The organism is Thalassospira lucentensis, assembly GCF_011806425.1.
In the GTDB taxonomy this organism is placed as follows: domain Bacteria; phylum Pseudomonadota; class Alphaproteobacteria; order Rhodospirillales; family Thalassospiraceae; genus Thalassospira; species Thalassospira lucentensis_B.
Map to the genome: position 1 here is coordinate 421,702 of NZ_JAATOV010000002.1, position 24,613 is coordinate 446,314.

Below are 24,613 nucleotides of genomic sequence, written 5' to 3' on the forward strand. Positions count from 1 at the left end.
TCAAAGCAGACCTGCTTAGACCGCCGTACCACACAGCCGGTTACGCGCTTTATCCCCGCCAATCAGCACCAGCATGGTCGACATTTCCGGACCATGTTCCCGTGCGGTCAACGCCTTGCGAAGCGGCATGAACAATTGCTTGCCCTTGCGTCCGGTGGCGTCTTTCACCACCGTGGTCCAGGTTTTCCAACTGGTCGCGTCAAGATCACCTTCTGGCAGCAAATCCGCCGCCTGTTTCAAGAAATCAACATCTTCGTCATCGATTTCAGGGATCACAGGTTTGTGGATCACATCCCACCATTCAAGTGCTTCTGACACACGCCAGCAGTTGCCGCGCACCGCGTTCCAGAACATCTCGTCGGCATCGGCCATGCCGGCTGCTGCCAGTTTCGGCTGGGCGGCCTCGAACGACATTTCGTGAATGACTTTTTCATTCAGGCTGGCAAGTTCGGCCGGATCAAATTTCGGCGTCGAGCGGCCATAATGATCCAGATCGAATTTCTCAAGCACTTCCGAAAGGCTTGCCGGTTCGATTTTTTCCGACGCGCCAAGACCGGTCAACAGACCAACAAGCGCCTCGACCTCAAACCCGTCATTGCGCAGTTCACGCAACGACAAGCTGCCCAAACGTTTCGAAAGCTGCGACCCACCCGGCCCCGCCAAAAGCGGCATATGCGCAAATTCAAGCGCACCCGGCTTACCCCCAAGGGCAAGATACAGCAAAATCTGCGACACGGTGTTGGTCACGTGGTCTTCGCCGCGGATGATATGGGTCACACCCATTTCAAGGTCATCCACAACCGACCCCAGCATATACAGCAAGGACCCATCTTCACGGATCAAAACCGGGTCCGACACATGTTCGGTATCGAACGAGCAAACGCCGCGCGTCAAATCATCCCATTCGACCATCCCGTCGGTCAGGATAAAGCGCCAATGGGGCTTGCGTCCTTCGGCCTCAAGGGCGGCGATTTCATCAGCGGTCAGCGTCAACGCCTTACGGTCATAGATGAACGCCTGATGACGCTGGCGGGCGGCTTTACGTTTCCAGTTAAGCTCGCCTTCCGTTTCGTAGCACGGATACAGCAATTCACGTTTTTTCAGATCGTCAATCGCGGCGTCATATTTATCCTGACGCAACGATTGGCGTTCTTCGCGATCCCAATCAATGCCGAGCCATGTCAGATCTTCGCGGATGGCATCGACATATTCGTCCTTGGAACGAACCGGATCGGTGTCATCAAAACGCAGGATAAATTCGCCGCCAGATTTCCGGGCATAAAGCCAGTTCATCAGGGCAACACGGGCATTCCCGACATGAAGAAGCCCGGTCGGGCTGGGTGCAAATCGCAGGACAGTTTTTGTCATTTCAAACTTTTCAGTTCACATTAAAGAGGGTCAAGACCCTAGGTAACCAGGTTCGTGAAACCATTGGTAATCGGATAGCGTCTGTCACGGCCAAACGCGCGCGGGGTAATTTTGACCCCTGGCGGGGCTTGACGGCGTTTATATTCCGCCCGGTCCAGCAACCGCCAAACCCGGCGCACCGTCGCCTCGTCATGACCACTATCCACGATATCGCGAACAGACCGCTCACCTTCGATCATCTGATGTAATATATCATCAAGAACATCATAAGGCGGCAGGCTGTCTTCGTCTTTTTGATCTGGCCGCAATTCGGCGGATGGCGGCTTGGTAATGATCCGATCGGGGATCACCATGCCATCCGGGCCCATCGCGCCAGCAGGCATATGGTCGTTGCGCCACCGGCACAGATCAAACACAGTCGTCTTGTAAAGGTCCTTCAAAACAGAATAGCCACCGCACATGTCGCCATACAGCGTCGCATAGCCGACCGACATTTCCGACTTATTGCCGGTTGTCAGCACCATGTGGCCAAATTTGTTTGAAATCGCCATCAGAATCATCCCGCGCGAACGGGCCTGAATATTTTCTTCGGTAATATCGGGATCGCGCCCGGCAAATGCCGCGCCCAGCATTTGGTCAAACGCGCCCATCGCCGGACCGATATTAATGCTTTCAATACCACATCCCAGCATATCCGCACAGAGCTGCGCATCCTCAAGACTATCAACCGAGGTATAAGGCGATGGCATCATCACCAAACGCACCCGATCAGCCCCCAGCGCATCAACGGCAACCGCCGCCGAAAGGGCACTATCGATACCGCCCGACATGCCAATCACAACGCCCGGAAAGCCGTTTTTGTTCACATAATCGCGCAGGCCCAAAACAAGGGTCTGATAAATCGCATCGAGCCCATCGGGATGGTCCGCCTTGGGCGCATCATCGGCACACGCCCACACACCGTCATCGCCCTTTACCCAATTTGATGTGACAACAGCCGCGTCAAAGCACGGCAACGCGACGCCAAGCGATCCATCCCCATTCAGGCCGAACGACCCACCATCAAAAACAAGTTCGTCCTGACCGCCAACTTCGTTGCAATAAATCATCGGCGCCTTACTTTCGCGCACCCGATCAGAAATCAACGCACGGCGCAATCCACCCTTGTCGGCCTCAAACGGCGATCCATTGGGCACAAGGAAGATTTCCGCACCCGCATTGGCAAGATGGGCGACCACATGTGGCGTCCAGACATCTTCGCAAATCGGAAGTCCCAGGGTGACACCCCGGAAAGAAACCGGCTGGGGCAACGGCCCCGCCGCAAAGACACGTTTTTCATCAAACACGCCATAGTTTGGCAAATCATGCTTGGCGCGCACCGTCACGATCTTGCCCTGATCAATCAGCAACACCGCATTATAACGATGACCATCAATGTCCCACGGCGTGGTCAACAGCAACGCCGGACCATCAGCACGTTTTGCGGTGTGGACGCAAATCGCATCCACCGCATCGCGTAAGTGACGCATAAAGGCAGGCTTCATCACCAGGTCTTCTGGCGGATAGCCCGACAGCACCAGTTCAGAATACAAAACGATATCCGCACCCTGATCGGCCGCAGATTCCCAGGCCGCCACAACCTTGTCCCGGTTTCCGGTTACATCGCCGACAATCGGGTTCAGTTGGGCAATCGCAATGGCAAGCATATTTGTCATGATGTTGGAATAAGAGCCCCCCCGCGCACTGTCAATTACCGAATAACGAATATTGCCTGTCTCATCGGTGCACGGCGCATAAAATCTACGCCGCGTCCGTCCCAAGTTAAAGTATTTTGGTCGTGAAAATCATGCCTGCATATCAGCTCTGCAAAATTGATAATGACTTGCAAAATGGGCAAAAAATCGCTCTATTGCGCACGCTGTTAAACAACCGCAGACAAAAAATTAAAATTTCAAAGACGAGCAAACACATGACCCCCACCAAAAACACCACGGCCCCAATGCCCGCCGTCACCGTTTCTTCGATCCCTGGGCGCGAAACATCAGAGAACATTGGCATTGTTTTTGGCAGCTCCGTGCGCAGCCGTAATTTCATTTTCGATATTTTTGCGGCGTTTAAAAATCTGTTTGGGGGCGAAGTTCGCTCTTATACCCGCCTGCTCGAAGACGCCCAAAGCGAAGCCACCAGCCGGATGCTCGAACAGGCCAAAAAGCTTGAGGCAGATGCGGTTGTCGATGTGCATTTCGCCACATCCCAAGTGGCCTATAAGGCGGCTGAAATCTTTGCTTACGGCACCGCTGTTCGCCTGAAATAACGGTTAGGATTTCCAAAAATGGAAGAAGTCATTCTTCCCGGGATCTTGCTAACCGCCCTGATCGGAATTGCCTATCTTACCGGCCGGTTGGCCGATGCGGCACATGAACGCGCGCTTAAACGTGACGAAGCGCTTCTGCCCCAGCAGGTTCTTGATTCAGGAAGCAACATTCCCGGCGATATCACCCTTTATGATTCGGCCCTTGTCACCGGCAAAGTCGTCATTGCCGAAGACCGTTTTCGCAATCTGCTTGCACGCTTGCGGATTTTTGTGGGCGGTCGTCTGAGCGCGCACGAAGCATCGGTCACGCGTGCCAAACGCGAAGTGCTTTTGCGCATGCGCACCAACGCCAAAGGCGCCAGCCACATTATCGGCGTTCGGTTTGAATCCGCACAGCTTCGCCGTGGCATGATCGAAATGGTTGTGTCTGGCACCGCCCTTTATACCGATCATCGCCCATCTGGCGGTGCCCCTGCTGCCCTTCCCGACGAAGGCGTAAACATCAGCCACCGCAACCTGCTGGTCGAATTTTTGTCGGCAAGCACCGCGTTTCTGCTGATTTGCTGGGTCATCTATGCCGCCAGCGGCATGATGGTCGAATGGGCCAGCCACGAAATCTCGGTCGAAGACGAAATTGCCATCTGGTCGCAGCTGGAACCTGAACTGATCAACGGGCACCGCACCGCCGATGAACGCAGCTTGGCCGAAAATTATCTCGTCGATCTGATCAATTCGGTCCCCAAAGAAGCATTAGGACCGGCAGCAGCCTATGATTTTGATGTCATCATCGTTCCTGATGAAACACCAAACGCTGCCGCCCTTCCGGGCGGATTGATGCTTGTTCATTCAGGCATGATCGATCTGGTCGAAAGCGAAAATGAACTTCTGTCGATCCTCGGTCATGAAATCGGCCACTATAACGGCCGTGACCATCTCGAAGGATTGGGGCGCGAAGTTGTCGGTGTTGCTCTGTCTGCCATGATGTTCCAGGCCGATGCCGTCTTGACCACATGGGTTGCAGGCTGGCCGAAAATGCTGTCCGACCTCGACTATTCGCGCAGTCAGGAACTTGATGCCGATAAATGGAGCCTCAAAATCCTGATGGCGAAATATGGCCATGTTGGCGAAGTCGCAACGACCTTCGAAAAGCTTGGCCAAATGCAAGGTGGTCACAGTGTCATGGATTATCTGGCAACCCACCCGCATCCGCAGGACCGGGTTGATCGGCTCTATAAAATGGCCCGTGAACAAAACCTGCCGATGGGACAGCCCATCGAATTGCAAGAAGCCTTCGAAAACTTCCTTGTGCGTACCGGCGAAATTCCGGCAAGCGCGCTTGAGGAAGGCCGTAAATTTAGCCTCACAACCACGAAAGACTGACACCCATGCGTGGATTACTTACTCCCTTCCGCTTTCTTAACGTAAAAGGCCGCCCGAACGTCGAATTCTGGCTGACGCAAACCATCATTTTGGCATCGACCATCGCTGGTGTGTATTTTGCAAGCTTTGCCGGTTTTCAGATCGCTGTTGATTTCGACCGCTACCAGTCCATGTCTGATGTCAGCAATCTGGAAAAATCGCTTGAAGCCGAGTTCACTGACAATATCGAAAAAGTCGAAACTTGGATTGCCGATTACCCCAAGGCACCGATGACGTGGCACGCGCAAAAACTGGTCCCGCGCGAAGCCCACAAACTTGACGATATGGTTTGGCAAACCATGCGCTATTCTGATCGCACGCTTGAGGTAAACCCAAAAGTTCTGACCGGTGTCCGCCGTTTCTATGGCGACATCGAAGCCCAGATGACGGTTTTGTTCATGCAGCAAAACGCCAACGGTTATGCCCGCAAAGCCATGGCAAAGATGAAAACAATCGTTGCTGAGGCCCGCAAGGACGTCTTGCCGTTACTGCAATCAGACATCAAGCGCTTGGATGAAGAACTGGCTGGAATGACCCACTAACATCTTCGTCACAGATCCAAAGACGCATCAAAAAACCCGGGGCAATATAATTGCTCCGGGTTTGTTTTATCGGCCGCCATATTGGGCGAAGACCAACTGCCTAAAGTGCTAAGGCAGCGTCGATTTCGTCCTGGCTCATGGTTTTGGCCGATCCGTGAATGATCCCACTTGCCACATCCATAAACCGTTGCAGCGATCGGGTGACCATATTGGCCGTTTCGCGCAACTGATCTTCATTGCCCTCGGCAATGATGGAATCAAGCTGACTGTTGGCGTGCGCCACAATCGTATTGAGGTGATGGATGGTTTCTTCAAACGGCTTGCGAAAACGGGTTGGCACATGATCATAGGCCTCGATCGCCAATTCCCGATCGGAAAAGGCGCTTTCGCGGAAATGATCCTGATAACTTTTGGGTGCCCATTCCTTGCAGTCCTCGATCATGTCGGGCATGTCGGGGACCATCTCAAGCAGCATCACGATTTCGTTGAAGTGATTAAGATAATCGGTCGCCAAAAGCGTTGCGGAGGAAATGTTGGTTCCCTCAACCTTTTTCTGCCAAGCAGCAAAATCCGCTTCATCCGTCATATTCGTTTACGACCTTTAATCTCTCAAATTCCAAAGGTATTCGCCTGCGTTTGTCTATACTTAAGAATATCCGCACCCCTTTGGTAGAGGCAAAATGAATCAATTTTGCTCACCAAGGGCAGATTTATCGTTTTTCATGCGGAATGATCGCGCCTCATAGATAAATAACCCTACGGGTGTCAAGGCTTTCCAACGCCAGATATCGTAAATGTGAACGAACCATCACTTGGACAACCCCCGACGACCAATCTCCTGCGCACGGCCTCATTCGGGCGTTTTTTAGAATACCATAAAAAAGGCGCCCGGTTTCCCGGACGCCTTCCGATTTAAAAATCTATTTTGTGTGGGCCGCTTAGGCTGATGCCGCCATCAGCTCGCGCGCGTCATCGCGTTCCTGTTTGATCATTTCCGCGATCAAGAACGCCAATTCCAATGCCTGTCCGCCATTAAGGCGCGGATCACAGTGGGTGTGATAACGATCTGAAAGGGTATCTTCCGTAACTTCGCGTGCACCACCGATGCACTCTGTCACGTCCGTACCGGTCATTTCAAAATGAACGCCACCGGCATGGGTGCCCTCGGCTTTGTGAACGTCGAAGAACGATTTAACTTCCGACAGGATCGCATCGAACGGACGGGTTTTATACCCGTTGGTCGCCTTGATCGTGTTGCCATGCATCGGATCGCATGACCACACAACTTTGCGGCCTTCCTCTTTGACGCGCTTAACCAGGGCCGGCAAATGATCATTGACCTTATCAGCCCCCATACGTGCGATTAGGGTCAAACGACCTGCTTCGTTTTTCGGGTTCAGAATGTCGATCAAACGGATCAGATCATCCGGGTCCATGGTCGGGCCGCATTTCATGCCAATCGGGTTGTTTACCCCGCGCAAGAATTCAACATGCGCCTCATCGGCTTTACGGGTACGGTCCCCAATCCAAAGCATATGCGCCGAACAGTCATAGTAATCGCCTGTCAAGCTGTCCTGACGGGTCAATGCCTGCTCATAGCCCAGCAAAAGTGCCTCGTGCGACGTATAGAAATCGGTTTCGCGCATCTGCGGTGCGGTGTCCGCCGTAATGCCACACGCCTGCATGAACGCCACCGCTTCATCAATCTGGCTGGTCATTTTGCTATAACGTTCGCCCGCCGGGCTGCCATCAACAAAGGACAGGTTCCAACGGTGGATCTTGCTCAGATCGGCAAAGCCCCCCTGCGCAAAGGCGCGCAGCAGGTTCAGCGTCGATGCAGACTGGTTGTACGCACGGATTTGGCGCTGCGGGTCTGGAATACGTGCTTCTGACGTGAACTCGATACCGTTGATGTTGTCACCACGGTAGCTTGGCAGCTCAACGCCATTGATGGTTTCGGTATCTGCCGAACGCGGCTTGGCAAACTGACCAGCCATACGGCCAACCTTCACCACCGGGCACGCTGCGCCATAGGTCAACACAACCGCCATCTGCAACATCACCTTAAAGGTGTCGCGGATGTTGTTGGGATGAAATTCCTTAAAGCTTTCGGCGCAATCGCCCCCCTGAAGCAAGAAGGCCTTGCCTTCTGCAACTTCACCAAGCTTCTCTTTCAACGCGCGCGCTTCGCCAGCAAATACCAAAGGAGGATAGCTGCCGAGCTCTTGTTCTACGGCCTTGAGGGCCTCTGCATCTGGATATGTTGGCATCTGCTTTACAGGCAGGTTACGCCAGCTATCAATGCTCCAGCTCTTGCTCATTTGCTTCCTCTCAATCCGGCATGCTCATTGTCATGCCGCCATTATAACACATATCGCCTTCACGGGCAGCTTTCCGCCCTTACAACCCTATCATATACGCCTGTTATACAAGCCCGTCATACAACTGGGTCAAACTTGATACGGGTTTTGCAAACGCATTTCCACCCCTTCTAGGCCTAAGATCGATAAAAACCCGCAAATTTTTGCCAATCCCAGCAAATAACGCGCAAAATTCCACCCTGAATTACCGACTTTTCCGGATCATGGTACATGGTTGGCGCCGTCTGTGACGACGCACGGTCGCGAATCCATTCGCAAACCATTTCAACAGGCTACGCCAGATGCCCCCATCGTTAAAATCAACAATCGGGGTCGCCGGCAAAGGACACCGCGTCATCGGGAATGACCACACCTACCAGCTTGCGCTTGGTCCAGATATGCATCGCCCCTTGCAAATTAACCGGTGTATCGAATGAGCCACCCTTTACACTGACGGGCGCATCCCCGTTTAAATCCCCGTGGAAAAAGCGCGATCCGCACTCACCGCAAAAATAACACGGCATGGGCGCACCGCCCTCTGTCGGGCGCGCCCATATTTTTGGCTTTCCTTTCACGAGCTCAACATCGTGGGGCCTGACCAGAACCGATATCCCAAATGCCGATGCTGATTGCATCTGACATTCCCGACAATGGCACACATAGGTCTTGATCGGCGCACCGCGCAGGGCATAGCGAACGCCACCACATTGGCAGCCCCCTGTCAGGTTATCCGCCACATGTTTTTCATCACGGCCCATATCACCCCCCTGCCAAAACGTGTGATTTTTTAATCGCGATATCCAAGCACACATTCGGATGTCTTGCACATCCTTTGAATTGTGCGCACACTGCGCGCGCCATCACATTCGGAACGCCGATGTCCATTGAAACAATTGCAATTATTGCGCTTGCCTATTTTGTTGCTGCCTTTGTTAAGGGGGCGACGGGCTTGGGCTTTTCGACATCGGCATTGCCAATTCTGGCCCTTGGCCTTGGCTTAAAGGCCGCCATGCCGCTTGTGATTATTCCATCCCTTGTCAGCAATTCGATCATCATGGCGCAGGCGGGCCATTTTCGCGAAACCGTCAACCGGTTCTGGCCGATGTTCCTGATGACCATTCCCGGCCTGTTGATCGGTCTGGCCGTGCTTGAAATGGTTGATGGCTTGATGGCCGGGGCGGTTTTGGGGCTGGTCTTGATGAATTACGGGGTCTTCACGCTTTTGCGTCCGGGCCGCCCTATGTCGGACAAGGCCGCACGGATCATCGCGCCGATTTCAGGCTTTGCCACCGGCTTGGTCAATGGCATCACCGGGTCACAAGTCATGCCGGTCTTGCCATTTTTGCTGTCGGTCCGCCTTGATCCCAAACGCTTCATTCAGGCGATCAACATATCGTTTAGTTTATCAAGTATCGTGATGGCCTTTGGCCTCTCACGCTTGGGGCTAATGACCCTTGATTCCGTCTGGATTTCACTGGCCGGGTTAGTGCCCGTCTTTCTTGGCACCAAACTTGGCGGCATTGTCCGCGACCGCATGGACGCCCAGACCTTCCGCAAGGTTGTGCTGATCATGTTGATCCTGTTTGGCATTATCCTGATCGCCAAATACGCCACGTTCTAAGCACGCCCCCATCCCAGCAGCGCGACGCGTCACAAGTCAATCTCATCAAAAGCATCCGCCATCTGGCGGTATGGCGTGGAGTTTGCTATCAACACAACCATGAAAACCATCACCCGCCCCGCTTTTGCCGAAACCGAAGAAAAGAAATCGCGTTTTCTGGCCGAACTCGTTTTTCACGACGATCTGGCCAAGCGGATTGATGAATTGCGTGCCCTTCACCCCAAGGCCAACCATCACGTCAACGCCTATCGTTACCTCAATGACGAAGAACAACTGATTGAACATGGCAAGGATGACGGCGAACCATCGGGCACATCTGGCGTCCCGTGTCTTAAGGTTTTACAGGGCCGCGATCTGATTAATGTCGCGGTGATTGTGACCCGCTATTTCGGCGGCACAAAGCTTGGCACTGGCGGTCTTGTACGGGCCTATAGTGCTGCGGCGCATGCGGCATGTGATGCGGCCGAAATCATCGACTACATCCCGCAAGGCGAAGCCGACTTATTCGCTGGCTTTTCTGATGCGGGCCCTCTTGAACAAGCCTGCTCGCAAGACGGCATTACGGTGCTTGATCGGCAATTTGACAGTGCGGGTACGCATATCAAAATCGCGGGTCCTCGCGACATCCTTCATGACCTTGCCGAACGCTTTTCAAAGTCCGACACATAATCAAACTAAGCTTTGGCAGTGCGTGACGTGCTTTGACGGACCTGCAATTCAAATCCAAGATCAACTATTTTTTGATCAGGCATTTTACCGTCCAGCACGGACCGGATCATCTCTACCGTGTGCGTCCCGATCCCATAACGATCGGTTCGGATCGACGTTAAGGATGGATGGGCGGCGGCCATCATTTCCAGGTCGTTAAACCCGATGATCCCGATATCCTCGGGGATCGAAAGCCCTGCTTTCTGACAGCCAAACAGTGCCCCCAGTGCCATGTCATCATTGTTGCAAAAAACGGCATCCAAATCAGGACGACGTTTACGCAACTGCCCGATCAGCTCCGCCCCCAGTGAAACACTTGAAGATACAGTTGTCGTCATGATCAGGTCGGGATCATACCGCCCGCCCGATTGAACCGCCTCTTTAAACCCGGCAAGTCGGCGGTGTGACCTTGGGTCCATACGCGCCCCCAAGAACCCGATGCGCTTATAACCCTGCTGCACCAAATGACGACCGGCGGCCCTGCCGCCTTCGAAATGCGAAAAACCGACCATCATATCAATCGGATCATCGCCCATATCCATGATTTGGACCACCGGGCATTCGGCATTTTCCAAAAGATCACGGGTCACATCAGTCTGATCGGTACCGGCCACAATCATCGCCGACGGGCGTTGCCCCAAAAAGGCCCGCACCAGTCGTTCTTCTTCATCCGCGACATAGCGTGAATTACCCAATTGGATTTGAAACGCGCCTTGACCAAACCCGTCATAGATCGCGCGCAGACTTTCGGCGAACACGTTGTTGGTCAGGGATGGCACAATCACCCCAATAATATTGGACCGACGAGACGCCAGCGCACTGGCATGAGAATGGGGCACATAATTCAGTTTACGCACCGCATTATTGATCTTGCGGCGCAGGTGATCAGACACCTTGGCCGGATCGCGCAAAGCGCGTGAAACCGTGATGGTGCTGACACCAGCCTTATTGGCAACATCAGCAATAGTCGGCCGTCCGGCCCCTTTGCGTTTCCTCATACCCTTACGTTTATTACGTCTTTTGGCAATCGACAAGTCCCTTGTAAATAAGGCTGTTGACTCGATGTTAGCGCTAACATTATGTTAGCGCTAACATCGTCAATAACAGGGCAACTTCAAGCTTATAAAAGTCCTGAAAAGAACGACAGGGTGGAAATATCGGAATGAATCAACGGGCAAAATTTGTCGTTGTCATGGGGGTATCGGGATCGGGTAAAACCGAAATTGCCCGACGCTGTGCAGATGCGACCCAAAGCCACTGGCTGGACGCAGACGACCACCACCCAATTGAAAATGTCGAACAGATGCGAAGTGGTCGTCCCTTAAATGACGACATGCGCTGGCCGTGGCTTGCCGCTGTTGGGGATGCCGCACGAAACAAAGTGGCCCAGGTCGCCAATGGCGATACATCTGACCACACACCTCAGACGATCTTTATTGCCTGTTCTGCGCTTAAACGCAGATATCGCGATGCGTTGCGCCGGGATTTAGACCCGGTGACGTTTGTTTTTCTGGATGGCACACGTGATGTGATCTTGTCCCGACTGAACCGTCGGGTCGGGCATTTCATGCCATCCGGCTTGCTTGACAGTCAGCTTGCAGACCTTGAACCGCCGGGGCCGGACGAGAACTGCGTGACTGTTTCGATAGATGCCCCGATCGATACTGTTGTTTCCACGGCCATAAACAGCTTGCTGGCCCGTGAAACAAACAGTGCTTCCTTTGCTAATGAGAACACCACCGGAAAACCGGAATGTCAGGGAGAAGACATATGACCAAGACACTTAAATCGCTCTTAGGGGCTACCGTCATCGCCGGCCTGGTTGCCGCCGCACCGTTTGCAGCGACCGCCCAGGAATACAGCCTTAAATTCCAGTCAAGTGACGCATCTGGTGTGCCGAACTTTGCCCTGGAACAAGACTGGGCCGAAAAGGTCAAAACCATGACCAACGGCCGCGTCGAAATTGAAATGATGCCGGTCAACTCGATCGTTGAACACGCCGAAACCCAAGATGCCATCGCAGCAGGCATTCTCGACGGCCACATCACCGACACCAGCTACTTCACCGGTAAAGACGCGGCATTTGGCCTGATTGCCAACCCGGTTGGCGCATGGTCGGCCCCGTCCGAAATGCTGCGCTTCGTCGAATATGGCGGCGGCAAAGAACTGATGAACAGCTTGGTCGAACCTTATGGCCTGCACTTCATCGGTGCTGTCACCCCGGGCCTTGAAGCGTTTGTATCATCCGTTCCGCTTGATGGGGTTTCCGATCTTAAAGGCCTGAAAATGCGTGCCCCAGAAGGCATGGTTCAGCAGGTATTTGCCGCGGCGGGTGCATCACCTGTGAACATTCCGCAGTCGGAAGTTTTCACATCGCTTGATAAAAAAGTGATCGATGCGGCCGATGCGACCGTGTTTTCCACCAACCAGGCGATGGGCCTGCATGATGTGGCAAAACATCCGGTTTATCCAGGCTTCCACTCTATGCCGATGCTCGAAGTGTCGATTAACAAAACCAAATGGGATTCCATGCCCGACGACATCAAAGCCATCCTTGAAATGTCTGTCCGCGATCTGGCCTATGACATGGATGCGCGTCTGGCGATGAAAGACATGGAAGCCGTTGCCAAAGCCCGCGAAGAAGGTGGTGTTACCATCCATAACTGGTCGGCAGAAGAGCGTGCGAAATTCCGTAAAATCGCAACCAGCCAGTGGGAAACCGTGGCCGAACGTTCAGAAAATGCCCAGCGCGTTTACGACACGCTGGTCAAATATCTGACCGAACAGGGCATGATGTAAGCATCTGAATGCCAACCGGTTTACCGGTGTTTATCGGCGGTGCCGTGCCCTTTCGGCCCGCCGGTAACGACCTGAATACAATCCGGTCGCACCCGATATAAGAGACGATATCTGGTGATGAAAGCCCTCCCTCTGTTACCGGATTGTATTCACCAGATTGCTTAAAAACCGCGCGTTACACGTATGCCATGCTGTGCCAGATGTGTAACGAATACGCGCCTTAAGTGCAGATGCGTCCAACCGACCTGATGTGCCCTTTTGCCTCGCATTGTAAGGATGCTGACTATGGCGACCAGCCCGACAGACCCGACACACAAAGAAATCCCGCCCGCCGTTGATCCCGACATTCTTGTTGAGCAACCCGAAGAAGTCCCCGCTGTTGCTGGCCTTTTGGGCCGGGCGGTCGACAAGATCAGTTCGGTTTTTGCCCTTGGATTTTTGGTGGCGATGGCGGTGCTGATTTTTGAAATCGTCATGCGTCACGTGTTTAACAGCCCGACCCTTTGGGCCCATGAAACCACAACGTTTTTATCGGCTGTCGGGTTTGTGTTTGGCGGGCTTTATTGCGCATCGCGTAACCGGCATATCCGGGTTGTGATCATTTATGACATTGCCGGGCCCAAGCTGCGCCGAGCCCTTGATATCTGCATTTCGATTATCTGTGCGTTGGCATCAGGCTTTTTCACATGGGCCGCATGGTTGATGGTCAAACGCGCCGCGATCAAGCCGGATGGCAGCATCCATCTGGAAACGACGGGCAGCGCGTTTAATGCGCCATACCCCGGCATGCTTAAGATCTTTTTGATGGCGATTTTGATCGTGCTGACGGTTCAATTCATCGTTTTGACGATCAATTATGCACGTGGAAAACACGATAATGTGCAGACAAAATCAGGCGCATAGGATGCCGATGATCATGGCTGTGAAATCCCGTAAAATCACAATAAGTAATATTATATTATTTATGTCTTCTGATAGGTCGCTTTGCCCCGATCATGGGTCGGCAAAGTGCAACAGGATAAATCCCGATGTTTGAGTTGCAATCCATGGGCATCGAATATGGCACGCTGGCCATGTTCGTCATGCTGCTTGTTTTCCTGATGACCGGCATGCCGCTTGCGTTTGTCACGCTTTTGATCGCGCTTATTTTCACCTTGGGCTGGTTTGGCCCGATGGCCGTGCCGCTGATCACAAGCCGGGTCTATTCGTTTGTGTCGTCCTTTGTCTTTGTCTCGGTGCCGATGTTCGTGCTGATGGCGGCGATTTTGGACAGATCGGGCATTGCGCGCGACCTGTTTGATGCCATGCGCCTGTTTGGCGGGCGTCTTAAAGGTGGGGTTGCGGTTCAGACGATCTTTGTCGCGGTGATCCTGGCCGCCATGAGCGGCATCATCGGTGGCGAGATTGTCTTACTCGGCCTGATTGCCTTGCCGCAAATGTTGCGCCAGGGCTATGACAAGAACCTGGCCATCGGGGTGGTTTGTGCCGGTGGGTCGCTGGGCACCATGGTGCCGCCATCGATCGTTTTGATCATTTATGGCCTGACCGCGAACGTATCGATCGGTGATTTGTTCACATCGGCCTTTATTCCGGGCTTTATGCTGGCGGGCTTTTACGTCGCCTATGTTTTATTCCGATCCTATACCGGCAAAAACATTGCCCCGCCCCCGCAAACAGAAGCCATCCCAACGGCTGAGAAAATGCGCCTGCTTAAGGGGCTGTTCCTGCCGATTTTGGTGGTGCTGTGTGTGCTGGGGTCGATCTATGGCGGCATTGCATCCGTGACCGAGGCATCAGCTGTTGGGGTTGCTGGCGTGATCCTGTCGACCGTTTTGCGCGGCGAGTTTTCATTGCCAATGCTTAAAGCAGCCACCCTTCAGACCCTGTCGACCTGTGGCATGATTGTTTGGATCGGGATTGGCGCATCGGCGATTGTCGGGGTGTTCAACCTGATGGGTGGGATCAAGTTCGTGTCGGGCCTGATCACCGGCATTTCAGACGATCCAACCACCATCATCCTGTTCATGATGCTGATCCTGTTCGTGCTGGGCATGTTCCTTGATTGGGTGGGCATTGCGCTTTTGACCATGCCGATCTTTGTGCCGATTGTGAAACAGCTTGGCTTTGATCCGGTTTGGTTCGGGGTGCTGTTTGCCATGAATATGCAGGTCAGCTTCCTGTCCCCACCATTTGGACCAGCGGCCTTTTACCTTAAATCGGTGGCACCGCCCGACATATCCTTGGGCGATATTTTCAAGGCCCTGCTGCCATTCATCTGTTTGCAGATTTTGGCCGTGGCAATCCTGATCATCTTCCCGGGCATTACCGGGCGATAACAAAAAGAAGCCGGTACCAAATAAAATGGTACCGGCTTCTTTCGTTTTTAGCTTAACACACCCGGCAATTAGCCGTTGCGATAGAGATAGCTGTACGCATTGATTGCCGGTACACCACCAAGATGGGCGTAAAGGACTTTGGAGCCTTTCGGGAAATAGCCCTTTTTGACCAGATCAATCATGCCCTGCATCGATTTACCCTCGTAAACCGGATCGGTCATCATGCCTTCAAGGCGACCGCAAAGACGGATGGCCTCGTTGGTTTCATCAGATGGCACACCATAAGCCGGATAGGCGTAATCTTCGATCAGGGTAATGTCCTTGTCGGAAATGCCGCCTTCAAGTTCAACCAGATCAGCGGTTTTTTCAGCAATCGCCAAGACCTGCGCGCGGGTTTGTTCCGGGGTTGCAGAGGCATCGATGCCAATTACTTTGTCGGCACGGCCATCCGCGGCAAAGCCAACGGCCATCCCGGCATGGGTCGAACCGGTCACGGTGCAAACCACGACATAATCAAATTTAAAGCCAAGCTCCGCCTCTTGGGCGCGGACTTCCTCGGCAAAGCCAACAAAGCCAAGACCGCCATATTTATGGACAGACGCCCCCGCCGGAACCGGATAAGGCACCCCGCCTTTGGCTTTGACGTCTTTAAGGGCGGCTTCCCAGCTTTCGCGAATGCCGATGTCGAAACCTTCGTCAACCAGCTCAATCTCAGCACCCATCACACGGCTCATGAGGATATTCCCGACACGGTCATACACCGCATCGTTAAACGGCACCCAGCTTTCCTGAACCAAGCGGCATTTCATGCCGATTTTGGCCGCAATCGCCGCAACCTGACGGGTGTGGTTTGACTGCACGCCGCCAATGGTCACCAGCGTATCCGCGCCTGATTTGATCGCGTCAGGAATGATGTATTCCATTTTACGGACTTTGTTGCCGCCAAATGCCAGCCCGGAGTTACAGTCTTCGCGCTTGGCATAAAGTTCGACATCGCCGCCGAGATGCTCGGACAGGCGTGGCAGTTTTTCAATTGGGGTCGGACCGAAGGTCAGTTTGTATTTTTCAAATTTCTTAAGGTTCATTGCGCACTCCCTGAAAATGCATTGAAACTGCGATCAGGCTAGCGGAGGTGCGATGAAAGGTGCTCTCGAATTTCAACCAATACTTTGACCCGATCTCTTTCAATCTTCGATAGATGTACTTATTGTTTTGAAATTGGTCATTCAAGCGGAAGATTCATTCATGGCATCAGAACTTGATAAGATTGACTACAAGATTTTGCGCCTGTTGCAGCAAGATGGCCGCATGGGCAACGCGGAAATCGCCAAACGGGTCAATGTCAGTGCGGCCACCTGCCACCGCCGAACACAGCGCTTATTCGAAGATGGCTATGTCAAAAACGTGCGGGCACAAATCGCCCCGGAAAAGGTTGATCGCGGCGCGCTGGTGATGGTGGGCGTGGTGCTGGATCGGTCGACACGCGAAAGCTTTGCCGCGTTTGAGGATGCCTGCCGGGCATTGCCCTTTATCCTTGATTGCCATCTGGTGGCCGGGGATTTTGATTATTTCCTTAAAATCCGGGTCGGCGACATGGCCGACTTTAATCACCTGCACGGGGATCAACTGATCGCGCTTCCGGGGGTGCGGCAAACACGGACATTTTTCGTCATGAAGGAAGTGGTTGATAACGCACCGTTGGCGTTTTGAGACCGCAGCAGCGGAAAAATCGCCGATCCTTGCAAAGCCAACCTAGTTCGAAAAGGATTCTGCGCGGATGGTGATGCGTCGGTTTTGGGAGGCACCATCGCGGTCGAGCACGGTGATGTCGTAAAAGCCCGGACCATCTGGCATCCATGTGACGTTGCGTTTCCATGGGTCTGAGTCAATCGGCACACCATTGACGATCCATCTCAGCGGGCGCAGCCCGTTTCGGGCGCGCAGTGGCAATCCGCGTTGTTTCAAATCGCGCAGCAAAAACACCGCGTCATCGGCGGGGGACACGATATTCAAGCCATTGACGGCCAGTTTAATGTCGCCCGGCTTTTGCGACGAGAAGCTTTTTAAAAGGTCCGATGCCGGCTGTTTCCACGCGTCAAAGGCGACTTGTTGCTGGTTTGAGATGCGTTGGCGCGGGAGTTTTTCAAACACGGAAAACAGGATCGGGGCAGCGTTGCGAAGGCCCGTTTGATTAGGGACCGGTTGGCCAGATGCCTTGCCGACCCAAACGCCCACGGTGTAATCCCCGGCATAGCCAAACGCCCAGCCATCGCGGTAGCCATAAGAGGTGCCGGTTTTAAACGCGATGGGCATGCGGTGATCATCGACAGTCACCTGATAGCCCCGTGGACGCGGCGTTTTTTGCAAAATGCCGGTGATCCATGACTGAGTTTGGCGCGAGACCAATTCGGGGTGCGTTTGGCAGGATGGGGTTAGGTCTGCATTGGCGCTGGTATTCGTGCCAGTCTGATTGGCATCATCCCCCTGCCACAAATCGTCAGTTGCGGGATCGACGTTTTCGCGCAGATAGCGAAGCGCGCAGTTGCGGCGGTCCGATGCCAAGGCGCGGTAAATTCCCATCATATCATCAAGACGCACCCCAACGCCGCCCAGCGCAATGGCAAGGTTGGGGACTGCGGTATCTGAGGGCAAACGCAAATCAAGACCATTGCGGTGCATGGTTTGGCTAAACCGGATCGGGCCATAGCGTTCAAGCACCTTTACCGCCGGGATGTTGAGGCTATAGCGCAGGGCGTCGGCAACACTGATCTGGCCGTATTCCTGATGATCAAAATTGGACGGGGCATAGCCACTATTTATGATCGACCGATCCCAGATCATGGTTTGCGGATGGGTTTGCCGATCATCAAATGACAGGGCATAGATAAAGGGCTTTAAGGTCGATCCGGGCGATCTGACCGCGCGGGTCATATCGACAAAACCGTGGCTGACAACATCAAGATAATCGCGCGATCCCAAATGGGCGACAACATGGCGGGTCTTGTTTTCCACCACCATGATCGCGACCGACAATTCCGGCGATGCGGTACTGACGTTAAATTCAACAAGCTTTTGCAGGTCCGCCTGCAAGCGCGGATTGATCGTGGTTTTGATGCGGGTTTGATCGGGGTGCGATGCCACCAACTGTTCGCTAAGATGCGGGGCAAGCATTGGCATGGCGTATTGGAGGTGTGGCACAGGTTCGCCAAGGGCCTCGGAGTATTCGTGCACCGTGATCAGATCGTTTTGACGCAAACGATCAAGAACCTTGGCCCGTGCTGCGCGCGCGTGATCCGGAAAGCGATCCGGGCGCATTTGGCTGGGCGATTGCGGCAACACGGTCAGCAAGGCGGCCTCGGCAATTGTAAGATGGCCCGGTTCCTTGCCGAAATAAGCAAGACTGGCACTTCTGACACCTTCGAGCCGTCCGCCAAACGGGGCCAGTGTCACATACATATCCAAGATTTCGGATTTCGAAAAATGCCGTTCGAGCTGTATGGCGCGCAGGATTTCGATGCCCTTGGAGACCAGCGTTCTGTCACGCGGTTCGAGCAAACGGGCAACCTGCATGGTTAAGGTCGACCCACCCGATACAATATGCCCGGATGCGGCCCATTGCCCCAATGCGCGCAGAAGTGCCAACGGATCAACGCCAAAATGGCTTTCAAAGCGTTGATCTTCGTAGCCCATCAAAAAGCGCAGATATTTTGGATCGACCTCTGCCGCGTTTGTTTCAAGGCGCAACAAACCATCATTGGTGCCAAACACCCGCAAGGGCTGATCATTTTCGCCCTCCACCACGACCGAAAGATCCCCCAGCCGTGACAGGTTGGGTGGGACCGCCCAATCAAGCACAAACAGGCCCGCAACGGCGAGCGCACAAACACCCGCCGTTCCAAAGACCCATTTTTTTACCCGACCGGGCATGCGTTACCCCCTGCGTTGCAGGCTGTTTGCCAAGTTACTTACCAGATGCACTTGCCGAGGTGACCACAAGGCTGGACGTGGCCCCACGTGCGAAGAATTCCGGTTTATACATATCTTCGATATAGGGGGCTGGCAGTTCATAGGTGCCCGGTGTGACCGCACGCACCACGTAAGACAACCGGAATGTCGGGTCTTCGTAGGCGCCATACCCGCCTTCGCCAAGGTTGATCGCGGCAACAAAGCGATCATCGCGTTCGGCACGGAATTGGGTCCGCGTCAGGTCATTGGGGCCGAGTTTGAGTTTTTCATCTAGCTCGGCAAAGTGTGCGTTGCTTTCAATTTCAAACCCGGCGGGCAGCAAATCAACAACCAAAGCCCGGTGGGACAATTCGGTTTTGCTTTTGCCGGTCAGAACAACAATCAACCGATCCCCGGTTTGGACGTTGTCCAAGGTTACGCGATTGCCGTTCAGATCATAATAGGTACGGTCAATCGTCAGACCATTTGCCACCGCCTTAAGCGGTTCTGCCGGAATACCGGTACTTGCCCATTTGGCAAAGAGCGGGCCATCGCCAACGTTTTTGATGCTGTATCCATCACGCACAAGATCAGGTGTCAGCACCATGTGGTAGCTGTGGGCCGGTTGCATATCCTGCCCGTTCAGATTTACCGAGATCGACTGGTCATCGCCGCCTTTGACATCGGCGGTGATTTCAGTCGCGGCCTGAACCAGCCATGCCTTTTCCTGCGTGCTGGTATAGCGGGCCTGTTCGGATTGCTCGGTCACCGTGGTCATCAAGGAAAGACGATCCTGTTCGCTGGCAAAGATGCCTTTGGGCAGGGTCAGAATTGCCGACAGATCACGCAATGCGGTACCGTAACTATGATAATGGCGACGGTCGGTGCCAAGGTCCTTGGTCAGGTCGGCCATCGTAAGTGTCGGCGCGTCCGCACCGTGGGTCAGCAAGGCGGCACTGACCTGTGCCCGGGCCAAAGACCCGATGTCATCGCCCAGCAGGCGATTGGCTTCGTATTTCAGGTTCGACAGCGAATAACGATCATTGCGTGCCAAAACCAGCAACATGTAAGCGCGGGATTCGGGCGCGTAACGTTCTTGGCGGACGATGTTCTGCATCCAATCAAGGGATGCGTTAAACCGTGCGTCAATCACCGTGTAATCATGGGCACGTGCCGAAGTCAGGAAGTCCATGGCATAGGCGGTCAGCCACGGTTCCGCGTCGCTATCGCGGTCCCACATGCCAAAGCTGCCATCGTTGCGTTGCTTGGCCAGCAAGCGGGCGATGCCGTTATTGACTTTGTCATCAAGGCTGGCTTCTTCGAATTCCACGTCCTGCCAACGTGATTTGGCATCAGCAAAGGACAGCATCGGGAAGACCCGGCTGGTGGTTTGTTCAAGGCAGCCATACGGATAGCGATCCAGTGCCGCGATCAAGGTCGCAACATTGATTTCAGGCAGCGATGACAGGGTCAGGTTCATCTTGGCCGTTTCTGGCAAGAAGACGCCAAGATCAGCAGATGTGACATCAAGTGTGTCACCACTGATCAATTCGGTTTGACCGGGATGGGTTTCCCACGGCTGGGCCGGGCGTACTTGCATATCCCATTGGCGCTGTTGCGCGTAGCCATCCGGCCCGGTGATATCAAGGGTCAGTTTACCAGTGCCCACCTTTTGGGCCGTTAGGTTAAACCGTGTTTCGATCTGATCGCCTTGGCCGAGCGTGCCGGTCCAGACCGGCTGTGCGACGGTGAATTCATCACTGACCGAAAGCGACGCGCGGTAATCCCCCGCCGGGCCGCTTAGATTGCGCAGGCGAATGGGAATATCGGCCACATCGCCGGGTGCCAAGAAGCGGGTCGGCAGCAATTCAGCAACGACCGGGGAACGCACAAGCATATTGTCCGCCCCGCCACCCGTGGCAGATTTGCTATAGGCGACCGCAAAGAAGCGCAGTTTGCCGTTAAAATCAGGCAGATCGAAAGTGACAACGGCCTTGCCATTTTTATCGACATCAACGGTATCGCTGGCAAGGGCGACGGATTTAAACACCCGTGCGCTCAGTGATCCTTTGTTGCCCAGTTCGGCTTCATCACCACCAGAACGCAGGGTTCCGGCGTCGCCCTTTTGCGGGGCGATCAGATGGCCATAGAGATCATGATAGGCAAGTTGAAGCTGTTGCTGCGCTAAAAGATCAAGGTCAGGACGCGGCGCCTTATAGCCGGTCAGGCGCAAGATGCCCTCGTCAACGGCAAAGACATTCAGGCGAATGTCTTCGTTGCCGACCGCCTCGCCCGTCAGGGTGACCGGAACGCTTATTTTGCTGGAAGGCAGGGCTTCTTTTGGCAGATCAAAGTCAACTTTGATCTGATGGCTGTTTTTATCGAACGAGACCCATTTCGCCCCGACGGCACGGAACGAACCATGTTGATCCTTATCCAGCCCCGGACGATATGCGGTTGCCAGAACATAGGCACCACTGCCCCATTCTTCCTTTACCGGGATGCTAAAGGCGGTGCCATCGCCCGACAGATCGAACTCTTTGCGCCAAAGAATGTTTTTGTGCGCAATGGTGACTTGAAGGCGGCCTTCAAACGGGGCCTGAACAAATCCTTCGATGTCATCGCCCGGTTTGACGTCATCAGCCTTAACACTCAGGCCCAGCTTATCTGGGCGATCTGGTGATTGGCCATTCGACCACCAGCCAACGTGGAAGGTGCTATCGGCGGCACTGCCGGTTTGCGGATCACGGACGACCGCACGGTAATAGCCCCATTGGTCAAAGCCACGTTCAAAGGTCACTGTGCCGTCGGCACCGGTTTGAACAGATTGATGGGCGACGGGGATGTCATATTTGTCGTAACTGGCTTCCCAGCGGCCGTCTTGATAGAACCAGTTGTAATCGCGGTCTTCGCGGATCCATTCGACCTGCAAGGGATGATCGACCAGCGGATCGCCATTGGCATCAACCACCAACGCATCAAATTTGGCCGCCTGCCCATATGAAAGGGTTTCGCCATCAAACTGCGCACGGATGCCAACAAAACTGTCGCTGCTGCGCAGTGGCAGGGTGGCGGTGGTGCGGCTTGGGCGGCCATCAATATCGGCGACTTCGATATTGAGCCGCACCGAAAGCGGCGATGACACATCAATTTCGTCAAAGGCCGGGACTTTTAGAACCGCAGCCCCGTTGGTATCGCTTTTGACCGCGTCAAACGGCTGGCGGATTTTGGCGGTGTCGTCCTGAAGACCGAAATAGTAATTTTCGTGATCCTCAAACGGTTTGTGATCCACCGTTAAGAACGCATCCCCACTGGCCATCAGGCCAGATCCGGGTGCGCCAAACAGATAATCGGTTTGAACGTCAACCGGCATCGCCGCGCCAAACGCCATATAAGGGGCGGTCAGATGGGCGGTGACTTCGAGGCGTTCGGGCACGAATTCTTCGACCTGGACTTCAAGTTCGCCGATGGGGGGTGCCTTGGGATCGCTATAGGCGGCAATGCGCCATTTGCCGGTTGCCGCCGCCGACGACACCGGAATATCCACACGCCCCCCGCCAAGATTGTCGGGGGTATCGACAGTTTTAAAGGCTTCCTTGCCGTCGGGTTGATACATCACGATGGTGACGGGCAAAATGGTGCTGACCACGGCCTTATCATTGCGGAGCAAATAGCCCAGTTTGACACTTTCGCCCGGACGATAAATGCCGCGTTCCGAATACAAATATGTTTGCAGCGGCTTGGGCGCAGGTTTGCCCGCAACACCATGATCCGACAGTTCAAGTGGCGGCTGGGTCAGGGAGATAAACGAAAAATCGCCGTCCTCGGTTTCGGCGGTCAGGTAAACAGCCTGCTTGCCGCCTTTGCCATTCAGCAACGCGCCGGAAAAATCCGCCCAGCCGTCAGAACGGCTTGTGGCTTCGCCCAGGATTTCATTGTTGCGCGCGACCAGCTTTACCGTGACATCGTCCACCGGCTTGGCCGATTTAAGGGACCGGACCTGCACGGACAGGCCGTTTTCCCCGCCATAGGCCGAAAGGCCAAGATCGGTAACCACCATCCATTGGGTGGGTTGGTTGTTCCAGGTATCTTCGTCATCCGGGTCGCTTGCCACCAAAACATACAGCCCCGGCTTAAACGCCGAAACCATGTCACGCAGCGGAATTTGGGTGACGACTTCTTTGTCCTGCTGATTGCGGATATCAAGCGAACCCGACCAAACTTCGGCGCCAATGCTTTCGTCGATCTGGCGCATGTCCCAGTTATCAAGTTCGCGCACCAAAAGACCGCGGGTCACGGTGGCGACGATATTGCGTTCGACAATGCGATAGAATTTCAGATCCACCCGATCCTGATTGACCGTGGTGATTGGCAAAACCGGCATGTCGCTTTTTGGCAGGATATAGCTTTTTGTGCCCAGCGTGATTTCGGCTTTGCGTGCGCCCATTTTGACCGTTTCTTCGATGTCACGGCCCAGTTCAAACCCGTAATCGCCCTTAAGCCCCTTGCGCAGGGTAACGATGGTGGTTTGCGAATGCGGCAGGCCAAGAACGCACAGTTTTCCGTCATTCACATTGACCGAATAATCACGTTTCGGGCTGACATCGACATAGGATCGAAGATCAAGGTCCTGATCGGCGCGAATGGGGTGATCCAGCTCAAAACAAACTTCGGTCAGGGCATTTTCATCGGTGATGGTGACGTCTTGAAGGAACATATCCCCGGTCAGGAACGTGCGAAGCGATGCGATGCGTGCCTGATAGCGGGCGGAAATGCAGTCATGGGTTTTCGGATCAAGCGCACTTGGATCATTCCCAATGCCCGGTGCGCAGGCATCATTTAAGCCGCGCAGCCAGTCGCGCTGATCGCTTTTGATCTGTGCTTGTTGGGTCGAAAACTCGGTCGCGGCGCCGTAGACCTTGGCCATTTCAAGATCAAGCTTGGCGATGTCAGCATTTTGACAGATGGCGTTTTCAATCGGGCGCGAAGCATTGGCACAATCAAAACTTGCGGCATATGTCACCGGCTCTTGCGCCAAGGCGGGGAGTGTAACCAATACCATCAACAGGCCAAGCAGCCATTTCGCGCAACGCATCGCAACCTCTGTCATTTTTTTGATTTGCGGGGAATATGATCCCTAAACCACCGCACAATAACGGCATTTAAAAGGTAAGTCGCGCCCAAAGGTGCAAATAAAAACG

At 54.0% G+C, this 24,613-nt stretch carries 19 protein-coding genes; 10 read left to right on the top strand and 9 right to left on the bottom strand.

What is annotated here, in order from left to right; translation table 11 throughout:
- Positions 1–15: 15 nt before the first annotated feature.
- Together gltX and HCZ99_RS07535 are read right to left on the bottom strand one after the other, a co-directional pair.
- On the bottom strand, positions 16–1,368 hold the full coding sequence (gene gltX, locus HCZ99_RS07530) for a glutamate--tRNA ligase (protein WP_167446333.1): 1,353 nt from the start codon (positions 1,366–1,368) through the stop codon (positions 16–18).
- Between the two features lie 38 nt (positions 1,369–1,406).
- Complete coding sequence (locus HCZ99_RS07535) at positions 1,407–3,083, bottom strand: NAD+ synthase (protein WP_167446334.1); 1,677 nt, start codon at positions 3,081–3,083, stop codon at positions 1,407–1,409.
- A gap of 254 nt (positions 3,084–3,337) precedes the next feature.
- Here HCZ99_RS07535 and HCZ99_RS07540 point away from each other — a divergent pair, with 254 nt between their 5' ends.
- Genes HCZ99_RS07540 through HCZ99_RS07550 form a run of 3 tightly spaced genes read left to right on the top strand, consistent with a single transcriptional unit; the run spans position 3,338 to position 5,643 of the window.
- Positions 3,338–3,682, top strand: coding sequence for a YbjQ family protein (locus tag HCZ99_RS07540; protein ID WP_167446335.1), 345 nt, complete (start codon positions 3,338–3,340; stop codon positions 3,680–3,682).
- 18 nt (positions 3,683–3,700) lie between these two features.
- Positions 3,701–5,062 carry a M48 family metallopeptidase gene (locus HCZ99_RS07545; RefSeq protein ID WP_167446336.1) on the top strand — a complete coding sequence of 454 codons (1,362 nt, stop codon included), beginning with the start codon at positions 3,701–3,703 and terminating at the stop codon, positions 5,060–5,062.
- Between the two features lie 5 nt (positions 5,063–5,067).
- Positions 5,068–5,643: a hypothetical protein gene (locus HCZ99_RS07550; protein ID WP_167446337.1), complete on the top strand. Its 576-nt coding sequence runs from the start codon at positions 5,068–5,070 to the stop codon at positions 5,641–5,643.
- Positions 5,644–5,743: 100 nt separating this feature from the next.
- Here the strand turns inward: HCZ99_RS07550 and HCZ99_RS07555 are convergent, their stop codons facing one another.
- From HCZ99_RS07555 to HCZ99_RS07565, 3 genes are all read right to left on the bottom strand, one after another.
- Positions 5,744–6,229 (bottom strand): hypothetical protein, encoded by a 486-nt coding sequence (locus HCZ99_RS07555; protein ID WP_167446338.1) that lies wholly within the window; start codon positions 6,227–6,229, stop codon positions 5,744–5,746.
- A gap of 352 nt (positions 6,230–6,581) precedes the next feature.
- The gene (locus tag HCZ99_RS07560) at positions 6,582–7,964 is read right to left on the bottom strand and encodes a class II 3-deoxy-7-phosphoheptulonate synthase (RefSeq protein WP_167446339.1); all 1,383 of its coding nucleotides are present in this window, start codon (positions 7,962–7,964) and stop codon (positions 6,582–6,584) included.
- Positions 7,965–8,323: 359 nt separating this feature from the next.
- Positions 8,324–8,761: a GFA family protein gene (locus HCZ99_RS07565; RefSeq protein WP_167446340.1), complete on the bottom strand. Its 438-nt coding sequence runs from the start codon at positions 8,759–8,761 to the stop codon at positions 8,324–8,326.
- A 119-nt stretch (positions 8,762–8,880) separates the two neighbouring features.
- Here HCZ99_RS07565 and HCZ99_RS07570 point away from each other — a divergent pair, with 119 nt between their 5' ends.
- A complete protein-coding gene (locus HCZ99_RS07570) occupies positions 8,881–9,624 on the top strand; it encodes a sulfite exporter TauE/SafE family protein (RefSeq protein WP_167446341.1) in 744 nt (247 codons plus the stop codon).
- Positions 9,625–9,699: 75 nt separating this feature from the next.
- Positions 9,700–10,293: a YigZ family protein gene (locus tag HCZ99_RS07575; protein WP_368484240.1), complete on the top strand. Its 594-nt coding sequence runs from the start codon at positions 9,700–9,702 to the stop codon at positions 10,291–10,293.
- A 5-nt stretch (positions 10,294–10,298) separates the two neighbouring features.
- Here the strand turns inward: HCZ99_RS07575 and HCZ99_RS07580 are convergent, their stop codons facing one another.
- Positions 10,299–11,330 (bottom strand): LacI family DNA-binding transcriptional regulator, encoded by a 1,032-nt coding sequence (locus HCZ99_RS07580; protein ID WP_167446342.1) that lies wholly within the window; start codon positions 11,328–11,330, stop codon positions 10,299–10,301.
- A gap of 164 nt (positions 11,331–11,494) precedes the next feature.
- Here HCZ99_RS07580 and HCZ99_RS07585 point away from each other — a divergent pair, with 164 nt between their 5' ends.
- The 4 genes from HCZ99_RS07585 to HCZ99_RS07600 all read left to right on the top strand — a co-directional run bounded on the left by HCZ99_RS07585 (position 11,495) and on the right by HCZ99_RS07600 (position 15,467).
- Positions 11,495–12,106: a gluconokinase gene (locus HCZ99_RS07585; protein ID WP_167446343.1), complete on the top strand. Its 612-nt coding sequence runs from the start codon at positions 11,495–11,497 to the stop codon at positions 12,104–12,106.
- Positions 12,103–13,131 carry a TRAP transporter substrate-binding protein gene (locus HCZ99_RS07590; protein WP_167446344.1) on the top strand — a complete coding sequence of 343 codons (1,029 nt, stop codon included), beginning with the start codon at positions 12,103–12,105 and terminating at the stop codon, positions 13,129–13,131. The genes HCZ99_RS07585 and HCZ99_RS07590 overlap by 4 nt, the downstream gene beginning before the upstream one ends.
- Before the next feature lie 285 nt (positions 13,132–13,416).
- On the top strand, positions 13,417–14,034 hold the full coding sequence (locus HCZ99_RS07595) for a TRAP transporter small permease subunit (RefSeq protein ID WP_167446345.1): 618 nt from the start codon (positions 13,417–13,419) through the stop codon (positions 14,032–14,034).
- A gap of 125 nt (positions 14,035–14,159) precedes the next feature.
- Positions 14,160–15,467, top strand: coding sequence for a TRAP transporter large permease (locus HCZ99_RS07600; RefSeq protein WP_167446346.1), 1,308 nt, complete (start codon positions 14,160–14,162; stop codon positions 15,465–15,467).
- 68 nt (positions 15,468–15,535) lie between these two features.
- Here the strand turns inward: HCZ99_RS07600 and HCZ99_RS07605 are convergent, their stop codons facing one another.
- On the bottom strand, positions 15,536–16,552 hold the full coding sequence (locus HCZ99_RS07605) for a 1-aminocyclopropane-1-carboxylate deaminase (RefSeq protein ID WP_167446347.1): 1,017 nt from the start codon (positions 16,550–16,552) through the stop codon (positions 15,536–15,538).
- Positions 16,553–16,712: 160 nt separating this feature from the next.
- On the opposite strand from HCZ99_RS07605, the gene HCZ99_RS07610 reads away from it, so the two are divergent.
- Complete coding sequence (locus HCZ99_RS07610) at positions 16,713–17,177, top strand: Lrp/AsnC family transcriptional regulator (protein ID WP_167446348.1); 465 nt, start codon at positions 16,713–16,715, stop codon at positions 17,175–17,177.
- Positions 17,178–17,219: 42 nt separating this feature from the next.
- Here the strand turns inward: HCZ99_RS07610 and pbpC are convergent, their stop codons facing one another.
- A complete protein-coding gene (gene pbpC / locus HCZ99_RS07615) occupies positions 17,220–19,394 on the bottom strand; it encodes a penicillin-binding protein 1C (RefSeq protein ID WP_167446349.1) in 2,175 nt (724 codons plus the stop codon).
- Positions 19,395–19,428: 34 nt separating this feature from the next.
- Positions 19,429–24,507 (bottom strand): MG2 domain-containing protein, encoded by a 5,079-nt coding sequence (locus HCZ99_RS07620; RefSeq protein WP_167446350.1) that lies wholly within the window; start codon positions 24,505–24,507, stop codon positions 19,429–19,431.
- Between the last annotated feature and the right edge of the window lie 106 nt (positions 24,508–24,613).

What these genes read in the sequence shown, in the direction of transcription:
- gltX (WP_167446333.1), bottom strand. Translation starts at nt 1,368, where the DNA reads ATGACAAAAACTGTCCTGCGATTTGCACCCAGCCCGACCGGGCTTCTT.
- HCZ99_RS07535 (WP_167446334.1), bottom strand. Translation starts at nt 3,083, where the DNA reads ATGACAAATATGCTTGCCATTGCGATTGCCCAACTGAACCCGATTGTC.
- HCZ99_RS07540 (WP_167446335.1), top strand. Translation starts at nt 3,338, where the DNA reads ATGACCCCCACCAAAAACACCACGGCCCCAATGCCCGCCGTCACCGTT.
- HCZ99_RS07545 (WP_167446336.1), top strand. Translation starts at nt 3,701, where the DNA reads ATGGAAGAAGTCATTCTTCCCGGGATCTTGCTAACCGCCCTGATCGGA.
- HCZ99_RS07550 (WP_167446337.1), top strand. Translation starts at nt 5,068, where the DNA reads ATGCGTGGATTACTTACTCCCTTCCGCTTTCTTAACGTAAAAGGCCGC.
- HCZ99_RS07555 (WP_167446338.1), bottom strand. Translation starts at nt 6,229, where the DNA reads ATGACGGATGAAGCGGATTTTGCTGCTTGGCAGAAAAAGGTTGAGGGA.
- HCZ99_RS07560 (WP_167446339.1), bottom strand. Translation starts at nt 7,964, where the DNA reads ATGAGCAAGAGCTGGAGCATTGATAGCTGGCGTAACCTGCCTGTAAAG.
- HCZ99_RS07565 (WP_167446340.1), bottom strand. Translation starts at nt 8,761, where the DNA reads ATGGGCCGTGATGAAAAACATGTGGCGGATAACCTGACAGGGGGCTGC.
- HCZ99_RS07570 (WP_167446341.1), top strand. Translation starts at nt 8,881, where the DNA reads ATGTCCATTGAAACAATTGCAATTATTGCGCTTGCCTATTTTGTTGCT.
- HCZ99_RS07580 (WP_167446342.1), bottom strand. Translation starts at nt 11,330, where the DNA reads ATGAGGAAACGCAAAGGGGCCGGACGGCCGACTATTGCTGATGTTGCC.
- HCZ99_RS07585 (WP_167446343.1), top strand. Translation starts at nt 11,495, where the DNA reads ATGAATCAACGGGCAAAATTTGTCGTTGTCATGGGGGTATCGGGATCG.
- HCZ99_RS07590 (WP_167446344.1), top strand. Translation starts at nt 12,103, where the DNA reads ATGACCAAGACACTTAAATCGCTCTTAGGGGCTACCGTCATCGCCGGC.
- HCZ99_RS07595 (WP_167446345.1), top strand. Translation starts at nt 13,417, where the DNA reads ATGGCGACCAGCCCGACAGACCCGACACACAAAGAAATCCCGCCCGCC.
- HCZ99_RS07600 (WP_167446346.1), top strand. Translation starts at nt 14,160, where the DNA reads ATGTTTGAGTTGCAATCCATGGGCATCGAATATGGCACGCTGGCCATG.
- HCZ99_RS07605 (WP_167446347.1), bottom strand. Translation starts at nt 16,552, where the DNA reads ATGAACCTTAAGAAATTTGAAAAATACAAACTGACCTTCGGTCCGACC.
- HCZ99_RS07610 (WP_167446348.1), top strand. Translation starts at nt 16,713, where the DNA reads ATGGCATCAGAACTTGATAAGATTGACTACAAGATTTTGCGCCTGTTG.
- pbpC (WP_167446349.1), bottom strand. Translation starts at nt 19,394, where the DNA reads ATGCCCGGTCGGGTAAAAAAATGGGTCTTTGGAACGGCGGGTGTTTGT.
- HCZ99_RS07620 (WP_167446350.1), bottom strand. Translation starts at nt 24,507, where the DNA reads ATGCGTTGCGCGAAATGGCTGCTTGGCCTGTTGATGGTATTGGTTACA.